Consider the following 16,698-nt stretch of genomic DNA (forward strand, 5'->3'; position numbering starts at 1 on the left):
GTGCTCGGATAACATATGCGCCTCTTTCGTAAGGGGATATCAATGCGAAACGCGCTGGTAATCGGAAACTGGAAGATGAACGGTGAGACTGCGGCCAACCATACACTGGTTGCCTCACTTGTCGAGTCGCTTGAAGTCAGTCCGGTCGGTAGTGTTGAGGTTGGTATCTGTCCGCCTGCAGTCTATCTGCACTCGGTAGGTTTGCAGCTGGAAGGTTCTGTGGTCTCGCTTGGTGCTCAGAATCTGAGCGAGCATAATGCCGGGGCCTATACGGGAGAGGTGTCTGCTGCGATGTTGCGAGATGTTGGCTGCCACATGGTTATTGTGGGTCACTCGGAACGGCGCTCTCTTTATCATGAAGATGATGAGCAAGTGGCAGCAAAGACACTGGCCGCCTTGCGTGCGGGGCTGAAGCCGGTTCTGTGTGTGGGGGAGACCCTGGCGCAGCGAGAGTCCGGTGAGGCGCTTGATGTAGTTGCCCGGCAGTTGTGTGCTGCGGTATCCGGTCTTGAAGCAGACGAGTTTGAGCGCCTTGTGGTCGCGTATGAGCCAGTATGGGCCATAGGTACCGGAAAAACAGCGTCGCCCGAGCAAGCTCAGGAAGTACACGCACATATTCGGACAGTTTTGGTCAGGGTGGCGGGTGTTGTCGGTCAAAATGTTCAATTGCTCTACGGTGGCAGTGTTAATGCTGATAACGCCGCAGAGCTGTTCGCAAAGCCTGATATTGATGGCGGCCTTATTGGGGGGGCTTCATTGAAGGCTAATGATTTTATTGCGATCTGCCGTGCCGCGGCAGTCGCCGGCTGATACGGTATAGATGATGGAAAGTCTGGTTCTGATCGTTCATGTACTGCTGGCTGCTGCAATTATTGCGCTGGTGCTGCTGCAGCAGGGTAAGGGTGCAGAAGCGGGTGCCGCCTTCGGTGGTGGTGCGTCCCAGACCGTGTTTGGCAGTCAGGGGTCAAAAAGTTTTCTTGGGCGATTGACTGCAGTGCTTGCTGCAGGTATCTTCGCCACCAGTTTTGCACTGGCCGTTTACGCCAAGCAGCGTGCGGAAAGTGTTAATGACGCGGGTATCCCGTCTGCAGAGCTGATTGAGTCAGCAGCAGAACCCCAGCGTGATCTTCCTGAGCTGGATGCGGCTGCAGGCAAGGCATCGGAATCTGATATTCCGGTTGCCGAGTAAGATCAAACAGTTAAAGCCGAAGTGGTGAAATTGGTAGACACGCCATCTTGAGGGGGTGGTGAGCTATGCTCGTGCCGGTTCGAGTCCGGCCTTCGGCACCATTTGTAAGACAGGCAGGTGTTGTGTATAATGTGCACCTGTTTCTGATGCGGGGTGGAGCAGTCTGGTAGCTCGTCGGGCTCATAACCCGAAGGTCGTTGGTTCAAATCCAGCCCCCGCTACCATTTTCTTTACGTTTAAGCCCCTTTTCAGGGGCTTTTTCGTAGGTGAACAAAAGGGCACCAGGTGCCGCGTCAGAAATGGGTCCTCAGAGACCCATTTTTTGTTTCAGGTACATGCAGAACGAGGTCGTCCTCTGTGTCAGCCAGATTGAAAACTTTGCAGGAATTGATTGAGCCGGTCGTGACCGCCCTGGAGCTTGAGCTCTGGGGACTGGATTTTCACTCCGCCGGTCGTAACAGTACGTTGCGGATCTATATTGATGGTCCAAATGGGGTCAGCGTGGATGACTGTGCCCGCGTCAGCCATCAGGTAAGCGGTATTCTGGATGTGGAAGACCCCATCCCTGAACAATACATGCTGGAGGTGTCGTCACCCGGCATGGATCGTCCCTTGTATACGCTGGAACAATTCCAGGCGTATGCCGGGCATCAGGTGCAACTGCGGTTGCGGGTGCCCTTTGAGGGGCGCAGAAAATTCAAGGGCCTGCTGAATGGCGTCGAAGGTGACGAAGTTCTGCTGGTTGTCGATGACGAAGAGTATCTGTTGCCGATCGACTATATCGATCGTGCCAATGTGATTCCCCAGTTTTAACACCGGTTTAAAGGTTTGGCGAGGCAGTCGTATGAATAAAGAGATTCTACAGGTTGCAGAAGCTGTTTCTAATGAAAAGGATGTGCCCAAGGCCGTCATTTTTGAAGCGATAGAAGTGGCTTTGGCTACGGCTACAAAGAAACGCTATGACGAAGAAGCGGATATCCGTGTAGTAATTGATCGTGCAACCGGCGGTTACGAAACCTGGCGCCGCTGGCTGGTGGTCAGTAATGATGAAGTGCCTGCGCTGGGTACTGAGCTGACCCTGGAAGAAGCGCTGGAGATCGACCCTAACCTCAAGCCCGGTGATATCTGGGAAGAGCAGGTTGAATCTGTTGCCTTTGGGCGCATCGCTGCACAAACCGCTAAGCAGGTTATCGTGCAAAAAGTGCGTGAAGCCGAGCGTGCCAAAGTGGTTGAGCAGTATCAGGATCGCAAGGGCGAGCTGGTGGCCGGCACTGTGAAGAAAGTCACCCGCGATAATATTATTGTGGACTTGGGCAACAACGCTGAAGCGCTGCTGCCGCGTGAGAATCTGATTCCGCGTGAAAGCTTCCGCATGGGTGATCGTGTGCGTGCTGTGCTGCAGGAAGTCCGCAGCGAAGGGCGTGGTCCGCAGCTGGTACTCAGCCGTACCTCCAACGCCATGCTGATCGAGTTGTTCAGCATCGAAGTACCCGAGATTGCGGAAGATGTCATCGAAATCCGTGCAGCAGCACGTGATCCGGGAGCGCGTGCCAAAATTGCGGTCAAGACCAATGACGGTCGTATTGATCCGGTCGGAGCCTGTGTCGGCATGCGTGGCTCTCGTGTTCAGGCCGTATCCAATGAGCTGGGTGGCGAACGGGTCGATATCATCCTGTGGGATGACAACCCGGCCCAGCTGGTCATCAACGCGATGGCCCCGGCTGAAGTGGCGTCCATAGTGATGGATGAGGAAAGTCACTCCATGGATGTGGCCGTGGCTGAAGAAGCACTGGCTATGGCGATTGGCCGCAGCGGACAGAATGTGCGTTTGGCCAGTGAGCTTACCGGCTGGACGCTGAATGTCATGTCCGAAGATGAAGCGGCCGAGAAGCAGCAGACTGAAGTGGGTGCTGTGGTGGATATGTTCATCAAGCATCTTGATATTGATGAAGAGCTGGCTGAAATACTGGTGGCTGAAGGCTTCACTTCCATTGAAGAAGTGGCTTATGTCCCGGAAGAAGAGATGCTCGAAATTGAAGAATTTGACGAAGAGCTGGTTGAAGCCCTTCGTAGCCGTGCCAAGGATGCTCTGATCAATCTGGCGATCGCCAGTGAAGAGCAGCTTGGCGATGCGGAACCGGCAGAAGACCTGCTGAACATGGATGGCATGGAACGCACGCTGGCATTCCAGCTGGCATCCCGTGGCATCATCACCATGGAAGATCTTGCCGAGCAAGCGGTTGAAGATCTGCTGGAAGTGGAAGGTCTTACTGAAGAACAGGCAGCCGAGCTGATCATGACGGCCCGTGCGCCTTGGTTTGCGCAAGAGCAGTAAACGCCAGCGGAAGAGGAGAACACATATATGGCAGAAGTAACCGTGAAGCAACTTGCCGATGTGGTTGGTGTATCCGCTGAGCGTCTGTTGACGCAAATGCAGGAAGCCGGCATCGGTGCAAAGAAAATTGAGTCGAGTGTGACCGAAGAGGAGCGCTTGAAGCTTCTGAGTCACCTCAAGCGTAGTCATGGCGAAAACGTGGATGCTGCTGAACCCAGCAAGATTACGCTCAAGCGCAAGACCAAGTCTGAGCTGAAAGTCTCCGGTGCCTCAGGCAAACGCAAGACTGTCAGCGTTGAAGTACGCAAGAAGCGTACCTATGTTAAGCGTTCGCTGCTGGAAGACGACGCAGCCCCTGCGACGGTTGTAGAAGAAGTGGCTGCTGTGGCAGAGCCTGTTGTGGAAGCTGCGCCCGCCCCAGAGCCTCAGGCTGAAGCTGTGACCGAAGCCGCTAAGACTGATGCCAAAGCGCCGCCTGCTGAAGAACAGGCAGCACCGTCAGCTGAAGTGACGGCGAAGGCCAAACCGGCCGCCACTGCTGCACCTGAGCCCGAAGTGCTGGCTGAGCCTGTCACTGAAAACCCGCGCCGCAAAGACAAGGAAAAGTCTCGTCGCAGTGATGATGACGACCGTCCTCGTCGTGGCAAGGGTGGTAAAACCGCTCGTCAGGACGATACTCGCGGTCGTCGCGGCAAGGCTGGCAAACGTGCACCTGCAGGTCGAGGCCGCAGTGGTGGCCCGAACCAGCATGGCTTCGAAAAGCCGACTGCACCGGTGGTGCATGAGGTAAATATCCCTGAGAGCATCACCGTGGCCGAACTGGCCAAGAAGATGTCGATCAAGGCCGCTGAGGTCATCAAGGTAATGTTCAAGATGGGCGCCATGGCGACCATCAATCAGGTACTGGATCAGGACACCGCCGTACTGGTGGTGGAAGAGATGGGCCACAAGGCCATTCCGATGCAGGAAAATGCCATTGAAGACGCGCTGATCGAGAGCGTTCAGGCGGCTCAGGGTGAAAAGGTTGGCCGTGCACCGGTGGTAACTGTCATGGGTCACGTTGACCACGGCAAGACTTCACTGCTTGACTACATCCGTCGCACCAAGGTGGCAACCGGTGAAGCGGGTGGCATTACCCAGCATATCGGTGCCTACCACGTTGAAACCGACAATGGCATGGTGACCTTCCTGGATACTCCGGGGCATGCGGCGTTTACCGCCATGCGTGCACGCGGTGCTCAGCTGACCGACATTGTAGTGCTGGTTGTTGCCGCAGATGACGGCGTGATGCCGCAGACTGAAGAAGCGATCCAGCACGCGAAAGCCGCCGGTGTACCTTTGGTGGTGGCCGTGAACAAGATCGACAAGGAAGATGCCGATCTGGACCGCGTGAAGAACGAGCTGGCTCAGCGTGACGTACTGCCTGAAGAGTGGGGTGGCGACGTGCAGTTTGCGCATGTTTCCGCCAAGAGCGGCGAAGGCATCGATGGACTGCTGGATGCGATCCTGCTGCAGGCCGAGCTGCTTGAACTGACAGCCGTGAAAGATGCACCGGGTCAGGGTGTTGTGGTTGAATCGCGCGTCGACAAGGGCCGTGGTTCCGTGTCCACCCTGCTGGTACAGAACGGTACCCTGCGCAAGGGCGACATCGTGCTGGCTGGCCTGCATTACGGTCGTGTACGTGCGATGCTGGACGAAAACGGCAAGCCGATCGATGAAGCCGGTCCCGCGATTCCGGTCGAGATCCTTGGCCTTGACGGTACCCCGGATGCCGGTGACGAGTTCACCGTGGTGTCCAGCGAGAAGAAAGCCCGCGAAGTGGCGCTCTTCCGTCAGGGCAAGTACCGCGAAGTGAAGCTCGCCCGTCAGCAGAAAGCCAAGCTGGAAAACCTGTTCGAGAACATGCAGGCCGGCGATGTGAAGTCACTGAACATCGTCCTCAAGGCGGATGTGCGTGGCTCTCTGGAAGCGATCATCCAGTCACTGGAAGACCTGTCGACCGACGAAGTGAAGGTGAACATTGTTTCCAGCGGTGTTGGCGGCATTGCCGAGACCGACGCCAACCTGGCACTGGCCTCTTCGGCGATCCTGATCGGCTTCAACGTCCGTGCCGACAACCAGGCCAAGGCCGTGGTTGAACGCGAAGAGCTTGAGCTGCGCTACTACAGCGTTATTTACGACATCATTGATGACGTAAAACAGGCGATGACCGGTCTGCTGTCACCGGAATACCGTGAAGAGATCGTCGGTATTGCTCAGGTGCGTGATGTGTTCCGTTCACCGAAGCTGGGCGCCATCGCCGGTTGTATGGTGACCGAGGGTACGGTTTACCGTAACAAGCGTATCCGTGTACTGCGCGACAACGTGGTGATCTATGAGGGCGAGCTGGAATCTCTGCGTCGCTTCAAGGATGCCGTGGCCGAAGTACGTCAGGGTATGGAATGTGGTATCGGGGTGAAGAACTACAACGACGTGAAGGTCGGTGACCAGATCGAAGTGTTCGACACCATTGAAGTACAGCGTACGCTGTAAGCGGAGCATCATGGCACGCGATTTCAAACGTACCGACCGGGTAGGGGACCAGATCCAGCGTGATCTGGCCACCCTGATCCAGCGCGAGATAAAGGATCCGCGGCTGGGTATGGTGACTATCAGCCACGTCAAGGTGAGCAAGGATCTCGGCTATGCCGATATCTACTTCACCGTGCTGGCGATTGGTGATCAGACTGAAGCCGAGGTGATCAAGAGTTCACGTACGGTGCTCAATAACGCCGCTGGATTCCTGCGCACGGAGCTGTCTCGCGGAATCAAGTTGCGGGTCATGCCGCAGCTGCGATTCCATTTTGACGAAACCGTTGAGCGGGGGCGTCACCTGCATGGCCTGATTGAAAAGGCCTGGCAGCAGGAGAGCAACCGCCCGGATAACGAAGACGATAACGGGAACTGAAGCATGGCCCGTAAACCAAAAGGCCGCCCAATCAGCGGCCTTTTTCTGTTGGATAAGCCTCAGGGGCTATCTTCCAATGCTGCCCTGCAAAGGGTCAAAAGAATCTATGGTGCCGCCAAGGCCGGCCACACCGGGGCGCTGGATCCTCTGGCGACCGGCCTGCTGCCGATCTGTCTGGGCGAAGCAACCAAGTTTTCCCAGTACCTGCTGGATTCGGACAAGCGTTATCTGACCACTGGAAAACTGGGGCAGCGTACCGATACCTGTGATGCTGAGGGTGAGATCACCGAAGAAAAGCCGGTTCCTGCAAGCCTCAGCCGAGAGCAGATTGAAGCGTTGCTGGTCGAGCATTTCAGTGGCGAGATCGAGCAGGTTCCGCCGGTGTATTCGGCTCTCAAACTTAACGGCCAGCCGTTGTACAAGCTGGCACGTCAGGGTGTCGAGGTTGAAGTTAAACCCCGCCGTGTACGGATTCACGAGATCAGGCTGCTGGCGTTGCGCGCGGATGAGGTGGATTTGGAGGTGTTCTGTTCCAAGGGCACCTATATCCGCAGCATCGTTGAGGATCTGGGCTTGCTGCTGGGCTGTGGTGCCCATGTCAGTGTGTTGCGCAGGCTGCAGACAGGCCCTTTCCATGCCGACCAGATGATGACGCTGGAGCAGCTGCAAAACCTGGCACAACCTCAGGCAGAGGAGGCTCAAAACAGCATACAACAGCGGCTGGATGCGCTATTATTACCGGCTTGGGCGCCGGTGTCCGATTTGCCACGGATTCAGCTGGAAGCGGCTGAAGCCGAAAGACTGCAGATGGGGCAAAGGCTGCGTGTTGACGATCGATTGCCGGATGCGGATGAGTTTCTGGTATTCAATCGTGTAACCGACGAATTTCTCGGTATCGCCGAACGCGATGCCAAAGGGGCGCTGAAGGGCAAACGCCTTGTCAGCACCGCTTGAACCGATTTGGCTGAAGCCAAACTGACGCTGTACTGAAAATATGCTCGGTGCAGCGCGTCTATCAATCCGCAGTGCAGGTCACTGTGTGCATATTAACGAGGAGATATACAATGGCTCTTTCTAACGAGAAAAAAGCGGAAATCGTTGCTGAATTCGGTCGTGGCGCTGGTGATACCGGTTCTACCGAAGTACAGGTTGCGCTGCTGACTGCGAACATCGAAGGCCTGCAGGGTCACTTCAAGTCGCACAAGCAGGATCACCACTCTCGCCGTGGTCTGATCCGCATGGTAAACCAGCGTCGTAAGCTGCTGGACTACCTGAAAGGCAAAGACGCTGACCGCTATCTGGCGCTGATCGGCCGTCTTGGGCTGCGTCGCTAAGCAGTTCCATCCTGAGGCCATACAGTGTATGGCCTCAGTTTTATCTACAGCCCGTTAAAGCGACACAATCATCCAGCCTGTACTCACTTGACGACTGCTACAGTCGGCAACTGAGTACTGGCTTGAAAAGAGGGTTGGTTGGTCCGCTGACGGGAATACACAAACCCGAGGAGTTTCTATCGTGCAAGCGATCAGTAAATCATTTCAGTTCGGCAAACATACCATCACCATCGAAACCGGCAAGGTAGCCCGTCAGGCCACCGGTGCCGTCATGGTTACCATGGACGGCGTTCAGGTACTCTGTACCGTAGTCGGCTCCAAAGAGATGCGTGAAGGTCAGGACTTCTTCCCGCTGTCGGTTCATTACCAGGAAAAATACTACGCTGTAGGCCGTATACCAGGTGGCTTCTTCAAGCGTGAAGCGCGTCCTTCCGAGAAGGAAACGCTGACCTCGCGCCTGATCGACCGTCCGATCCGTCCGCTGTTCCCGAAAGGCTTCATGAACGAAGTTCAGGTGGTCTGTACCGTGATGTCGGCTGATAAGGTCAACGATCCGGATATCGCGGCCATGATCGGTACCTCTGCGGCACTGGCAATCTCCGGCCTGCCGTTCATGGGTCCGATCGGCGGAGCACGTGTAGGCTTTACTGAAGCTGACGGTTACATCCTGAACCCGACCTATGCGGAGCTTGCAACCTCTGAGCTGGACATGGTTGTAGCCGGTACTGCCGATGCAGTACTGATGGTTGAGTCTGAAGCCAAAGAGCTGACCGAAGACGAAATGCTTGGCGCCGTACTGTTTGCACACCAGGAAATGCAGGTGGTGATCAACGCCATCAACGAACTGGTAGCTGAAGCCGGCAAGCCGAAGTGGGACTGGCAGCCCGCGACCAAGAACGAAGCCCTGATCGCTCAAGTGCGTGAGCTGGTTGGTGCCGGTATTGCATCTGCCTATCAGGTTGCTGACAAAATGCAGCGTCAGTCCAGCCTGGCTGAACTGCGTGCGCAGGCGGTTGAAGCACTGTCTGGCAGTGAAGAGGGTCAGCCCTCCGGCAAGGAAGTGTCCGCGATTTTCAGCTCGCTGGAAAAAGAGATTGTGCGTAACCGCATTATCGATGGCGAGCCGCGTATCGATGGCCGTGATACCAAAACCGTACGTCCGATCAATGTCGAGATCGATCTGCTCAAGGGTGTACACGGCTCAGCGCTGTTTACCCGCGGTGAAACTCAGGCGATCGCGACCTGTACTCTGGGTACCAGCCGTGATCAGCAGATCATCGATGCGCTGGAAGGTGAACGCAAGGATCCGTTCATGCTGCACTACAACTTCCCTCCGTACTCCGTGGGTGAGGCCGGCCGCATGATGGGTGCAGGCCGTCGCGAAATTGGTCATGGTCGTCTGGCTCGTCGTGGTGTTGCGGCTGTGTTGCCGACTCAGGAAGAATTCCCGTACACCATCCGTATCGTATCCGAGATTACCGAGTCCAACGGCTCCAGCTCCATGGCATCCGTTTGTGGCGCCTCTCTGGCGATGATGGACGCGGGTGTACCGCTGAAAGCGCCTGTGGCCGGTATTGCCATGGGTTTGGTGAAGGAAAATGATCGCTTTGCCGTTCTGACCGATATTCTGGGTGACGAAGACCACCTCGGTGATATGGACTTCAAGGTAGCCGGTACCGAAGCGGGTGTTACAGCCCTGCAGATGGATATCAAGATCACCGGTATCACTGAAGAGATCATGGAGATCGCGCTGGAGCAGGCACACGAAGCGCGCAAGCACATCCTGAAAGAGATGGCGCTGGTTATTGGCTATGCACGTCCTGAACTGCCGGATAACGCGCCGGCCATGCAGCTGCTGAAGATCAACCCGGAGAAAATCCGTGACCTGATCGGTAAGGGTGGTGCCACCATTCGCGGCCTGACCGAAGAAACCGGCGCTATGATCGATATCGAAGATGACGGTACTGTCCGCATCTACGCTGATGATAAGGCCAAGGGCAAAGCGGCTCTGGATCGCGTCATGGCGATCACGGCTGAAGCTGAAGTGGGCAAGATCTACGAAGGCAAGGTGGTGCGGATCGAAGAGTTCGGTGCATTCGTTAACATCCTCCCGGGCAAGGATGGTCTGGTCCATATCTCCCAAATCGCCAAGGAGCGTGTTCAGGCCGTGACTGACTACATCAAGATGGATGACGTGGTGAAGGTCAAGGTGCTGGATGTGGATATGCGTGGTCGCATCAAGCTGTCCATGAAAGACCTGATCGAAGACGAGTCTGTTTCCAGCTAAACAGCGTTGTATCGACTTTGAAAAGCCCCTGCCGATTTGCGTCGGCAGGGGCTTTTTTATGGTCAGAGCGGTTTGTGTTCCTCTTTCATCACACAGTAGATGCGATAGGCGTAGATGCTCGACATGACGCCCAGAAACTGCACCAGCAGTGACAGCGCCAGCATCAGTATTCGAGTCTCACTCAGCATCTGCCCGATCATCACTTCAGCCAGCATCAATACACCGAAAATCAGTGCCAGCCCCTGCAGCAGTGGCCAGAAAAATTCACTGCTGCTGGCCCAGCTGGCGCGGAGGGATTCCATCGGCCCCTTGCCTTCTATCACGCAGTAGAACTTGGCAAAGGCCAGCCTGATACTAATGTAGATCCCGGGGAGAATGAGTAACAAAAGACCGGTCGAAACCGCCAGGGTTGTCAGAATATACGTCAGCAGCAGGCGTCCCCAGCAGGCCAGGCTGAGGCTGATCGCCTGGCTGGTGGACAGTGTTTGCCCCTGCAGCACCGACTGCATATACAGCAGAGTGGCCCCCCAATAGATTGGCATCAGGGCCAGATCCAGTGCCGAGCTGATGAAGACGCTGCTGGTAGTGCGCGCAGCCTCGGCGGACTCCCCTCCTTGCAGCAGCTGATACTGTACCACCGTGATTAGCAACAGGAAGGGGATCTGAATCAGTGCCAGTCGGCTAAGATGAGTACGGAAAAAGAACAGGCTCTGGCGAAGATAATCGAAGGTCATGAGTGTCCCTGAACAGTTGAATTAATCGGTTTGCGCAATCGAACCAGTTTGAAGCTGCCATTATCGGCCCACAGGCTGATGTCGGCAAAGCGACCAACCGCCTTGCGCTCAAGCGGGATGTGCTGATTGACGACAAAACAGGCGCTACCCTGTGATGTCAGCAGGCGCTGTGCGGCTGCTAGGAAACGGTCGGTTAGGTCACCATCGACACTGAAACCGCTGTGGAAGGGGGGGTTGCACAGCAGGGTATCAAACTGTTGCCGGATGCTGTCCCCCGCATTGCTGGCCAGTACCTCGCCACTGATTCCGGCACGCCGAAGATTGTATTGGCAGGCCAGCAGGGCAGCGGCATTATTGTCAGTGCACACCAGCCGGGTTTCAGGACCTGCTGCATTGAGCGCAAGGTAGCCGAAGCCACAGCCCAGATCCAGCACTGAACCGGACAGTGGCAGAGGTGTTTCCAGCATGGCCGGTAACTGCTCGATCAGGAAAGCGCTGCCTCGGTCGATTTTGTTCCAGCCAAACAGGCCGGGTTTGGCCCAGTATTCAAGTCGCTGATCCGAACAGGCCGAGCGCAGTTCGGCATAACTCTGACTGTCGGGGCACTCACCCTCTTCGCCACCGCGCACTATGCGAGCACACCAGCTGTTGCCCCCGAGTTTGCTCTCAGTGCGGCTGCCTCCAAGGCACGTCTCGGCCTTGCGCACGTAGGTACGAATACCTTCGGCCTTGTCACCCAGCAGAATCAGTTCACCGTTTGGTTTGAGCAGGCGTTTTGCCGCGCCGATCAGATGGTGTACCACAGCCTTTTCCTTGGAGACCCGGTACAGGATCGTGTTGAAGCAGGCACTTGGCAGTGTTTCGAGTTCAAAGTCATTGAACCGGGCATTCCAGCCCTGCTGTTGGAGCTGCTCAATCACATCGAAACGGTTGCCAACTACCTCTACTGACGGGTTCGGACGGCAGCGGGGCAGCGGGTTTTCATCCACCAGCCAGAGGGCTTGAGCGCTCAGACGGCTGAGTTGCTGTTCCAGTTCGCGGGCAATGGGATCCATATCAGACACTGGTGATCTCGCCAGGGGTCAGTTCACGGTATTCACCGGGTTCGAGCATTTCATCGAGGATAATATCGCCGATCTGCTCGCGATGCAGGGCATCAACTCGATTGCCGACGGCGGCAAACATGCGCTTGACCTGATGGTAGCGTCCTTCATGCAGGCAGACACGGGCCTCACGCTCTGACAGTAGTTCAAGCTCAGCCGGTTTGGTGCGTCGGTGCTCCCCGTTCAACATGATGCCATCGGCAAAGATGCGGACGGTATCAGGCGTGATCGGGTCCGAGGTGATTACGTGATAGATCTTGCCGGTGTGGCGGTTGGGCGATGTGACACGGTGAGCCCACTGGCCGTCATCGGTCAGCAGTACCAATCCGGTGGTATCCACATCGAGTCGGCCGCAGATGTGCAGGCGCTCGACACGCGGCATCTCAAGCAGCGCCGTTACGGTCGGGTGGGTCGGATCGTCGTTTGAGCATACGACCCCCTCGGGCTTGTACAGCATGATATAACGGGTGCTGGGCGGGTCCAGGGGCATTCCCTGCAGACATACGTCATCGGTGTCACTGACCTTGCGCCCAGCGTCACGCTCATGCTCCCCGTTGACGGTCACTTCGTCTGCATGCAGCATGCGCTTGACCTCTTTGCGGGAAAAGTCGGTTACGCTGGCTATGTATTTGTCGAGTCGCATGGTCAACCTGCAAAGTGCTGAAAGGGTACTAGTATATAGTAGCGGGCAAGATCACCGACAGGGGCTCATGAAAGCTGTCGGTGAATCCGCTAGAATAGCGCTCCCAAACTTGTTGCGAGGCCACCGTGAAGCTCTTCGTCGATAATCTGACCCATGTGGATTTTTCCTACCTTCATCCCAAGCGCGGTTTGGTGGGCGAATCCTGGGCGGTGCAGCTGGTACTGGATGGCAGTCTTGACCCTCAGGGAATGATCTGTGATTTCGGTGTGGTCAAGCGCCGGGTCAAGCAGTGGCTGGATGCACACCTTGATCATATGCTGGCTGTGCCGGCCCAGTTGCCGGGCTTGCAGCTTGAGCAGCTGGGCGGCATGGCCGAGGTGCGTTGGCATTATCCTGAGGGTGGTCTTTTTCGCTGCCGTTCGCCCGAGCAGGCCATTGCTGTACTGCCCTGTACTGAAATTGACGAGCTCAGTGTTGCCCACTGGTGTCGAGATCAGCTGCGTCAGCTGTTTCCAGAGCAGGTGCAGGGGGTTGAGCTTGCTTTCACGACCGAGTCAATCGATGGGCACTACTATCACTACAGTCACGGCCTGCAGCAGCATGACGGCAACTGCCAGCGGATCGCTCATGGCCACCGCTCGCGCATCATGATCTACCGTAACGGTCATCGCGATGAGGTGTTGGAAGGGCGCTGGGCCGAGTGCTTCCGTGATATCTATATAGGTACCCGTAGCCACCTGAAAAACCAGTCGGCCGGTGCGCACCATTATGCCTATACGGCGCCTCAGGGCGCGTTCGAGCTGGAGCTGCCGGCGCGCTGCTGCTATTTGATTGATACCGAAAGTACCGTCGAGCAAATTGCGGCACATCTGGCCGAGCAGATCAAAATTGACCACCCGCAGGATGAAGTGGTTGTGCGTGCATTTGAGGGCATCGGCAAAGGCGCAATTGCTACGGCGTGATGGCCCTGGCGGTATTCATGCCTGGTGTGTTACCGAAACAAAACAGCCGCCCTCGGGCGGCTGTTTGCGTTGAGGTGGTGCGAATCAGTCGCGCTCGATCGCCAGTGCTGTACCCATGCCACCACCGATACACAGAGTTGCGAGACCTTTCTTGGCATCACGCTTGATCATTTCGTGCACCAGTGACACCAGAATGCGGCAGCCGGACGCGCCAATCGGATGGCCCAGCGCAATTGCACCGCCGTTCACGTTGACGATGTCGGTGTTCCAGCCCAGATCCTTGTTGACGGACATAGCCTGAGCCGCGAAGGCTTCGTTGGCTTCAACCAGTTCCAGGTCGTTGATGCCCCAGCCCGCCTTTTCCAGCGCCTTGGTGGTGGCGCAGATCGGGCCTGTGCCCATGATGGCAGGATCAACACCGGCAGAGGCATACGCCTTGATCCGGGCCAGAACCGGCAGCCCCAGCGCTTCCGCCTTTTCGGCCGAACACAGAATCACGGCAGCTGCACCATCATTGATGGTGGAACTGTTACCGGCGGTTACGGTGCCGTCTTTCTTGAAGGCCGGGCGCAGTTTGGCCAGTGCTTCCGGGGTGCAGCCAAAGCGGGGCTGTTCATCGGTGTCGAACACCACTGGGTCGCCCTTGCGCTGCGGAATGCTGACCGGAATGATTTCGTCCTTGAAGCGGCCAGAGGTGACGGCCGCTTCAGCCTTGTTCTGAGAAGCCGAGGCGAAGGCGTCCTGTTCTTCACGGCTGAAGCCGTATTTCTCGACAATGTTCTCGGTGGTGATGCCCATGTGGTAGTTGTTGAACGCATCCCACAGGCCATCGGTAATCATGGAGTCGATCATCTTCCAGTCGCCCATGCGTGCACCATTACGCGAGTTGGGCAGCAGGTGGGGTGACTGGGACATGTTTTCCTGGCCGCCGGCGATGATCACGTCGGCATCACCGCAGCGGATCGCCTGGGTCGCCAGCTGCAGGGCCTTGAGGCCGGAGCCGCACACCTTGTTGATGGTCATGGCGGGCACTTCCTGAGGGATGCCGGCGTGGATCAGTGCCTGACGTGCCGGGTTCTGGCCACAGCCGGCCGTGAGTACCTGGCCCAGAATCACTTCGTCTACCTCTGCCGGGTTCAGTCCGGTTTTCTGCAGCAGGCCCTTGAGTACTTCAGCGCCCAAAGTAGCCGCGGTCAGAGAGGAGAGGGAGCCGTTGAAAGTACCCACCGCTGTACGGCCAGCGGCAACGATAACAACATCACGCATAATGGAAGTGCCTCTTTGGTTCATATCATTATTGATCCCGGGCTCAGTGTAACGCACGCCGGTGAAAGGGATATTTCAGTCGGCATCAGCTCGGGCAGGCGTACGGGTATCCATACCGCCATGAGGTCCTTCGAGTCTGCGCGAAGGGCTCAGGCGGTGTCAAGTAGACCAAGGCAAAACTATGTGCGCTGCACAACGGGAGTACAAGGACCCCTGTAAGGTGGTGTCAGATCTCGAGGTTGTCGATCAGACGGGCAGGACCGAGTCGAGCGGCGGCCAGAATGACCAGAGGGCGAACATCTCCGGCTTCAGGTGGCTGGAGTGAATCCCGGCAGAGGATACGGTAGTAGTCACGCTGGAAACCGCCTGCTTCAAGCTGCTGTTGCGCCTGCTGTTCCAGTGCGCTGAAATCCGTGGCGCCGTTACGCACGGCATCGGCGGTCTGTTGCAGGGTTTGTTGCAGCAGGGGGGCAATGGCCAGTTCGTCCGCACTGAGGTAGCCGTTGCGTGAACTGAGCGCCAGTCCACTGCCGGCTCGCTCAGTCGGAACACCCACAATATCAACGGGGATGCAGAGGTCACGTACCATCTTGCGAATCACGGCAACCTGTTGATAATCCTTGAGTCCGAACACAGCCAGATCCGGCTGGACAATGTTGAACAGCTTGCATACCACGGTGGTTACACCACGGAAGTGTCCCGGCCGACTGGCGCCGCAGTGCAGATCGGACAAGCCCGGGACCTCAACCAGTGTCTGGTTGTCCTGGCCTTCCGGGTAGACCTCGCTGACACCGGGTGCAAACAGCAGGTCACAACCCGCTGCCATCAGCTTCTCCTGATCGGAGGCCAGAGTGCGAGGGTAGCTGTCGAGATCTTCGTTGGCACCAAACTGCAGCGGGTTGACGAAGATACTGGCCACCACGGTATCGGCTTGCCGGCGTGCTGCTTCCACCAGTTTGATGTGGCCTTGATGCAGATTGCCCATGGTGGGCACCAGCGCAATTTTCTGGCCGGACAGTCGTGTCGGTTTCAGGGCTGTGCGCAGATCCGCAATGGTGTGGATGGTTTTCATATTACTCGAACCCGTGTTCCGGTCCGGGGAAGGTACCGGCCCTGACCTGATCGCCATACAAACGGAAAGCCTGTTCAATGCTTTCGGCTTCTGTCATGAAGTCCTTGACGAACTTGGGGCGGCGTCCAGGTGTAATGCCAAGCATGTCATGCATCACCAGTACCTGGGCATCCGTGTGATGGCCTGCACCGATACCGATAACCGGAATTTCCACGTTGCGGGTAATTTCTTCGGCCAGCAGTGTGGGGACACACTCCAGCAGCAGCATGCTGGCGCCAGCATCTTCAAGCTTCTTCGCATCTTCAATCATTTTCAGGGCGGACTGTCGGTCACGTCCCTGCACACGATAACCGCCAAGCTTGTTGACGGCCTGTGGTGTCAAGCCAAGGTGCGGGCACACGGGCACGCCGCGCTCAGCCAGCATGCGCACGCTGTCACACAGCCATTCGCCGCCTTCCAGCTTGACAATGTGAGCGCCTGCCTGCATCAGCTTGGCTGAGTTGTCCATCGCCTGCTCTGGGGTGGAATAGCTCATGAACGGCAGGTCCGACATGATCATGGCACCCTGATTACCACGCGCAACGCTTGCGGTGTGGTAAGCCATCTCATCGACGGTAACCGGCAGGGTGCTGCTCTGCCCCTGCAGTACCATACCGAGTGAGTCACCGACCAGAATCATCTCGATACCGGCGCTGCTCACCAGATGGGCAAAGGTCGCATCATAAGCGGTCAGTACGGCAAACTTTTCACCGGCCTGTTTGCGGGCGGTCAGGGTATGCAGCGTAATGTTGGACATAGCAATCTCTTCATCATTGTCTGAGCTTGT

General features: G+C 56.7%; 16 protein-coding genes and 2 tRNA genes. 12 read left to right on the forward strand and 6 right to left on the reverse strand.

The genetic code is table 11. The features are described from left to right. Positions 1–42 precede the first annotated feature (42 nt). From tpiA to pnp, 11 genes are all read left to right on the forward strand, one after another. Positions 43–810 (forward strand): triose-phosphate isomerase, encoded by a 768-nt coding sequence (tpiA, locus tag ACAM29_RS17040; protein WP_369624842.1) that lies wholly within the window; start codon positions 43–45, stop codon positions 808–810. A gap of 13 nt (positions 811–823) precedes the next feature. Continuing rightward, positions 824–1,189 carry a preprotein translocase subunit SecG gene (secG, locus tag ACAM29_RS17045; protein WP_091827659.1) on the forward strand — a complete coding sequence of 122 codons (366 nt, stop codon included), beginning with the start codon at positions 824–826 and terminating at the stop codon, positions 1,187–1,189. Between the two features lie 15 nt (positions 1,190–1,204). Then, positions 1,205–1,290: transfer RNA gene (locus ACAM29_RS17050), tRNA-Leu, on the forward strand. A 46-nt stretch (positions 1,291–1,336) separates the two neighbouring features. Continuing rightward, a tRNA-Met gene (locus ACAM29_RS17055) sits at positions 1,337–1,413 on the forward strand. 133 nt (positions 1,414–1,546) lie between these two features. Further along, positions 1,547–2,002, forward strand: a complete 456-nt coding sequence (gene rimP / locus ACAM29_RS17060) for a ribosome maturation factor RimP (protein ID WP_369624843.1) — start codon at positions 1,547–1,549, stop codon at positions 2,000–2,002. Between the two features lie 31 nt (positions 2,003–2,033). Continuing rightward, positions 2,034–3,524 (forward strand): transcription termination factor NusA, encoded by a 1,491-nt coding sequence (gene nusA / locus ACAM29_RS17065; RefSeq protein ID WP_091827657.1) that lies wholly within the window; start codon positions 2,034–2,036, stop codon positions 3,522–3,524. 27 nt (positions 3,525–3,551) lie between these two features. Then, positions 3,552–6,056 carry a translation initiation factor IF-2 gene (gene infB / locus ACAM29_RS17070; RefSeq protein WP_369624844.1) on the forward strand — a complete coding sequence of 835 codons (2,505 nt, stop codon included), beginning with the start codon at positions 3,552–3,554 and terminating at the stop codon, positions 6,054–6,056. A gap of 10 nt (positions 6,057–6,066) precedes the next feature. Next, positions 6,067–6,471 carry a 30S ribosome-binding factor RbfA gene (gene rbfA, locus ACAM29_RS17075; protein WP_206836725.1) on the forward strand — a complete coding sequence of 135 codons (405 nt, stop codon included), beginning with the start codon at positions 6,067–6,069 and terminating at the stop codon, positions 6,469–6,471. A 3-nt stretch (positions 6,472–6,474) separates the two neighbouring features. Further along, positions 6,475–7,425 (forward strand): tRNA pseudouridine(55) synthase TruB, encoded by a 951-nt coding sequence (truB, locus tag ACAM29_RS17080; protein ID WP_369624845.1) that lies wholly within the window; start codon positions 6,475–6,477, stop codon positions 7,423–7,425. Positions 7,426–7,535: 110 nt separating this feature from the next. Further along, positions 7,536–7,805, forward strand: coding sequence for a 30S ribosomal protein S15 (rpsO, locus tag ACAM29_RS17085; protein WP_091827653.1), 270 nt, complete (start codon positions 7,536–7,538; stop codon positions 7,803–7,805). A 181-nt stretch (positions 7,806–7,986) separates the two neighbouring features. After that, positions 7,987–10,092: a polyribonucleotide nucleotidyltransferase gene (gene pnp, locus ACAM29_RS17090; RefSeq protein WP_369624846.1), complete on the forward strand. Its 2,106-nt coding sequence runs from the start codon at positions 7,987–7,989 to the stop codon at positions 10,090–10,092. 62 nt (positions 10,093–10,154) lie between these two features. On the opposite strand, the gene ACAM29_RS17095 is transcribed toward pnp, so the two are convergent. From ACAM29_RS17095 to rsuA, 3 genes are read right to left on the reverse strand one after another with little or no spacing between them, the layout of a single operon-like run. Then, positions 10,155–10,826 (reverse strand): YciC family protein, encoded by a 672-nt coding sequence (locus tag ACAM29_RS17095; protein WP_369624847.1) that lies wholly within the window; start codon positions 10,824–10,826, stop codon positions 10,155–10,157. After that, positions 10,823–11,881, reverse strand: a complete 1,059-nt coding sequence (locus ACAM29_RS17100) for a methyltransferase (RefSeq protein WP_369625153.1) — start codon at positions 11,879–11,881, stop codon at positions 10,823–10,825. The genes ACAM29_RS17095 and ACAM29_RS17100 overlap by 4 nt, the downstream gene beginning before the upstream one ends. Position 11,882: 1 nt before the next feature. Next, positions 11,883–12,572 carry a 16S rRNA pseudouridine(516) synthase RsuA gene (gene rsuA / locus ACAM29_RS17105; RefSeq protein ID WP_369624848.1) on the reverse strand — a complete coding sequence of 230 codons (690 nt, stop codon included), beginning with the start codon at positions 12,570–12,572 and terminating at the stop codon, positions 11,883–11,885. A gap of 125 nt (positions 12,573–12,697) precedes the next feature. Between rsuA and ACAM29_RS17110 the strand changes: the two genes are divergently transcribed. Beyond that, a complete protein-coding gene (locus ACAM29_RS17110) occupies positions 12,698–13,534 on the forward strand; it encodes a 6-carboxytetrahydropterin synthase (RefSeq protein ID WP_369624849.1) in 837 nt (278 codons plus the stop codon). 84 nt (positions 13,535–13,618) lie between these two features. Here the strand turns inward: ACAM29_RS17110 and ACAM29_RS17115 are convergent, their stop codons facing one another. From ACAM29_RS17115 to panB, 3 genes are all read right to left on the reverse strand, one after another. After that, a complete protein-coding gene (locus ACAM29_RS17115; RefSeq protein ID WP_369625154.1) occupies positions 13,619–14,800 on the reverse strand; it encodes an acetyl-CoA C-acetyltransferase in 1,182 nt (393 codons plus the stop codon). Positions 14,801–15,026: 226 nt separating this feature from the next. Then, positions 15,027–15,872 (reverse strand): pantoate--beta-alanine ligase, encoded by an 846-nt coding sequence (panC, locus tag ACAM29_RS17120; RefSeq protein ID WP_369624850.1) that lies wholly within the window; start codon positions 15,870–15,872, stop codon positions 15,027–15,029. Between the two features lies 1 nt (position 15,873). Beyond that, positions 15,874–16,668 carry a 3-methyl-2-oxobutanoate hydroxymethyltransferase gene (gene panB / locus ACAM29_RS17125; protein ID WP_369624851.1) on the reverse strand — a complete coding sequence of 265 codons (795 nt, stop codon included), beginning with the start codon at positions 16,666–16,668 and terminating at the stop codon, positions 15,874–15,876. Between the last annotated feature and the right edge of the window lie 30 nt (positions 16,669–16,698).

The organism is Marinobacterium sp. BA1, from assembly GCF_041155135.1.
Taxonomy (GTDB): domain Bacteria; phylum Pseudomonadota; class Gammaproteobacteria; order Pseudomonadales; family Balneatricaceae; genus Marinobacterium; species Marinobacterium iners.